3 protein-coding genes are annotated in these 4,584 nt (G+C 39.7%); all 3 read right to left on the bottom strand.

Going from position 1 to position 4,584, the window contains the following annotated elements:
• Nucleotides 1-228 precede the first annotated feature (228 nt).
• The 3 genes from AB4209_RS22330 to argF all read right to left on the bottom strand — a co-directional run bounded on the left by AB4209_RS22330 (nucleotide 229) and on the right by argF (nucleotide 4,282).
• A complete protein-coding gene (locus tag AB4209_RS22330) occupies nucleotides 229-1,497 on the bottom strand; it encodes a Rid family hydrolase (RefSeq protein WP_372057430.1) in 1,269 nt (422 codons plus the stop codon).
• 197 nt (nucleotides 1,498-1,694) lie between these two features.
• A complete protein-coding gene (locus AB4209_RS22335; RefSeq protein WP_372057432.1) occupies nucleotides 1,695-3,224 on the bottom strand; it encodes a YfcC family protein in 1,530 nt (509 codons plus the stop codon).
• Between the two features lie 53 nt (nucleotides 3,225-3,277).
• Entirely contained in the window at nucleotides 3,278-4,282 is a 1,005-nt protein-coding gene (gene argF, locus AB4209_RS22340; protein WP_372057434.1) for an ornithine carbamoyltransferase, read from the bottom strand.
• Nucleotides 4,283-4,584 lie beyond the last annotated feature (302 nt).

Consider the following 4,584-nt stretch of genomic DNA (forward strand, 5'->3'; position numbering starts at 1 on the left):
GGTTCATGGGGCGGATACTGAAAAATATGGTATCATTTTAGTTTTTGTCAAATATTATTTGATAATTCGTGTAGCTATAAATATTTTTGAGAGGGGAACAGAGGGCTTTACCATAAAGATGAGAACCACTAGTTGCTACTGAAATTCTATAAACGTAAGCTTAATTATGCCCACATACTGCACACCAGATATACATTGGGCATAGCGAGTGTGGGCTGAACCTAAGTGCTATTTGCCTTGTGGAGATGTGCTCTCCCCGTTTGAAACAATGGCGTCTATCTGTACTAAAGCATTCATAGGAATATCAGACACTCCAATGACGGTCCTTGCTGGCAGCTCACTGTTAAAGAATGTTGTATAGACTTCATTTACTGTTTGAAGGTCAGTAATGTCTTTAAGTTGGATATTGATTTTGACAATGTCATCCATAACATGATTCACGCTTTCGACAATCGCCTGGATGTTGTTTAGACATTGAATAGTCTGTTCTTTTACACCCACGGCAACAATATTGTTGATTTCAGGATCAATAGGTAATTGAGCTGAAATGTTGTTGTAGTGAGAGAAAGCCACAGTTTGTGTTGATAGTGCACTTTCGGGGGCATTTTTTGAATTACTTGCTCGAATAGCGAGTTTGTGTCTATCTTCTACTTCTTGTGGTGGTGTGCCATCTCCATGAGATACAGTCGCATCCATTTGTACCAAAGCGTTCATAGGCAAACCAGATGCAGCAATGATTGCACGAGCAGGAACATAACCTACCATTCTCGCAATAGCAGAGTCAGGGAAGAAAGTGGTATACATTTGATCGATTGCTTCGATATCAGCAAGATCTCTAATATGGATATTAATTTTAACAATATCATCTAAAGGAACGTCGATAGCATCTAAAATAGATTTAATATTCTTTAGACATTGCCCAGCTTGCTCTTTTGCTCCGCCAGCTACAATCATGCCGCTTTTAGGATCAACAGGTAGCTGAGCTGAGATGTGATTGTAATGCGAAAATGCAACAGTTTGCGTTGATAACGAATTGATAGGGGCATTTTCTGTATTTCTAACCATTTTTATTAGATCACAAGGTTCTTGTGGGTGTGTTCCTTCTCCGTTTGAAATCAAGGCATCAATTTGAATTAACGCACCGTCCATCGGTAGAGCGGCAACAGCAACTGTAGTGCGTGTAGGAAGATGGCTCTGAAAGAAGCTGGCATAAACCTCATCTGCAGCATCAAGGTCTGTGATGTTTTTCAGGTATACATTGATTTTGACAAGGTCGTACATACCGTGATCGATACTTTCTACAATTTCCTTAATATTGGTCAGACACTGTTTTGTCTGCTCTTTTATACCACCAGCAACAAGGTTTCCTGTTCTAGGTACGATAGGCAACTGAGCTGAGATATTATTGTAGTGGGAAAACGCCACAGTCTGTGTAGAAACTGAGCTTATTGGTGCGTTTTCTGTATTTCTTGAAAGTTTTACGATACTGCCACTCATCTGGATATTTCTCCTATAAGAATAAGGTGGTTATTTAAATTTTAGATTGAAATATGTGCGAATTAAATGTTTAGCCTGTGACTATAAGTAATGAGATCAGAGGCCAACAAGGTGTAGATAAGAATGAAGAGAGCGGCTTCTTTCTAATCAAATCGATGGTTGATTATTAGTTGCCACTTTCTTTTTTGAGGTATTTGCTAAATCATTGCGACTTGAATAACTAGCATTAGTGAACCGAAACCAAGTACGAATAGCACCATAGGCCAGACAAACTTTAGCCATTTGTTGTAAGACATACCCAACATTTGCAACGTAGCAAGTACTAAACCTGTAGGGGTCAAGAACAGCATTGCATATTGTCCCCAGTTATAAGCTGAAACGACGATTTCTCTAGGGATACCAACGGTGTCCGCTAGCGGAGCCATAATTGGCATAGATAGAACCGCTAAACCGGAAGAGGATGGAACGATAAAACCTAATAAGGCGAATACCAGCATCTGAACGACGATAAATACACCACCTTCCATTCCTGATACTAAGTCCGAAGCTGCGAACAAGATAGTATCCGAAATCATCCCTTGTTCAAGGACAAGGTTTACACCGCGGGCAAGACCGATAATTAACGATACTCCAACGAGCTCAGAAGCGCCTTTGGTAAATGAGTCCATTAATTTCTTTTCTGGTAGTCCAGAGATGAACATGATCACTATGGTGATCGCTAAGAACGATGCTGCCATGGTTGGGAACCACCATCCACCAACTGAAACACCCCAGATCATTAGCGGGAATGCTAGTGCAAACATAGTAAGAATTACTTTTCGACGTAATGTAAATGGGATCTCATGATCCATATCTACATCATTCATATAGCGTGATTCAAACTCTTCTTTGTCCGCATATGTGTATGAAAAACTCGGATCCGCTTTTACTTTTTTGCAATACCAGTACATATAGCTAACTACTACAGCAAAGCCCACTATCAAACCGATGATTCTGAATTCGATTCCTTCTGTAAATGGAATACCAGCAGCGTTAGACGCGATAACAACTGAAAATGGATTGATTGTAGAAAATGTAGTGCCCATTGAACCAGCAAGGAAAATAGCACCCACACATACGATAGAGTCATAACCAAGAGCCAAGAAAATAGGAACAAGAATCGGGTAAAATGCGACGGCTTCTTCTTCCAATCCGCATGTCGTTCCGCCTAGTGCCATAACTAAGCATACTGAAAATACTAATGTGAATTCACGTCCTTTGGTTTTCTTAGAAAGTGCTATTAGACCTGAGTTAAATGCCCCTGTTGCGTTTACGACTCCGATCATACCTCCAAGAACTAGTATGAACACAATAACGTCGGCACCTTCAATAGTACCTTCAACCATACTTTTAGTTACATCACCAATACTTTTGTGAATCGGTACAACGCGTTCATAAGTACCTGGCACCGCGATAGGTTTGCGAATAATCCCACCAGTAAATTGGTCGACCTTTATGTTTACTCCTAGCTTATCCAACTCTTCTTGAGTTGCTGCAATAGTTGAAATGTCACCTGAAGGTGTAGCCATTGATAACATGCCAGTTTCAGAACTATAAGTAAGTTTTGAATAAGCTCCAGCAGGGATGAGCCAAGTACATGCTACGGCTATAATTGTAATAAGAAACAAGATGGTAAAAGCACTGGGGAAAGTTTTAAATCTTGGTTGTGGAATTGCTACACTTGACATAATTAAATCTCCAAAAGCACCCGGTAGCCCTTGCTACCGGGGGAAATACAACATTAGTCACCTAACGTGGCTACCATAACGGCCTTGATTGTGTGCATACGGTTTTCAGCTTCATCGAAAACAATGGAATAGTCTGACTCAAAGACTTCTTCATCAACTTCGAGACCTTTCATTCCGTATTTTTCAGCCACCTCTGCACCAACAGTTGTTTCATCGTTGTGGAAAGCGGGCAGGCAATGCATGAATTTTACGTGTGAGTTCCCAGTCGCTTTTATTACAGCCATATTTACTTGATAAGGTTTCATCATTTCTACACGCTCATCCCATGCATCTTTAGATTCGCCCATGGATACCCATACATCGGTATACAGATAGTCACATCCCTGAACACCTTCTTGTACATCTTCAGTCATTACGATTTTTGCGTTGGTATCTTTGGCTATTACACGACACTCTTCTACGAGCTTCTCATCCGGCCAAAACGCTTTGGGTGCAACCATGCGAATTTCCATACCCATTTTGGCGGCTCCAACTAATAGTGAATTACCCATGTTGTTTCTGGCATCACCGAGGTATGCAAATGTCATTTCATGTAGTTGCTTACCTTTGCCATGTTCTAACATGGTTAAGAAGTCGGCCAGAATCTGAGTTGGATGAAACTCGGTTGTTAGCCCATTCCAAACGGGTACTCCTGCGTATTTTCCTAGCTCTTCTACAATCTCTTGGCCAAAACCACGGTACTCAATACCGTCGTACATGCGGCCAAGTACTCGTGCTGTATCTTTCATCGATTCTTTATGACCGATTTGAGAACCTGATGGGCCTAGATAACTTACTTGGGCACCTTGATCGAATGCGGCAACCTCAAATGCACATCGAGTGCGAGTAGAACTTTTTTCAAATATCAGTGCTATATTTTTACCTTGTAGGCGAGGCTTTTCTGTTCCGGAATATTTAGCTTTTTTAAGGTCTACAGAAAGATCAATAAGGTGTTGAATCTCACGAGGAGTCAGATCGAGTAATTTTAAAAAATTACGATTGCGAAGATTAAAAGCCATTTTAATTCCTTATGGTTTAATTTGGTTGATGGATTGTATTCTGAAGTTAATAATATTGGTTTTAATATGTTTAGTTGGTTACTTATTTGTTGTTGAATATATTACTCTTATGGTTCCAATTGTTTTTGAATCCGGTCACAAAAATAAAAACTCACGTAGTGATGATGGCTCTTCTTTCTTTACCTGTTGTTTTATATGAGTTTTGTTTGAATTATTTTGTTTTTCTTATGGCAAAAATGAATAGATAAAAATAAAAAGTGAATAGTTATCTATTGGCTTTAGATATGAAGTCAATATTATTT

Source organism: Vibrio sp. 10N.286.48.C11, from assembly GCF_041469805.1.
GTDB lineage: Bacteria > Pseudomonadota > Gammaproteobacteria > Enterobacterales > Vibrionaceae > Vibrio > Vibrio crassostreae_C.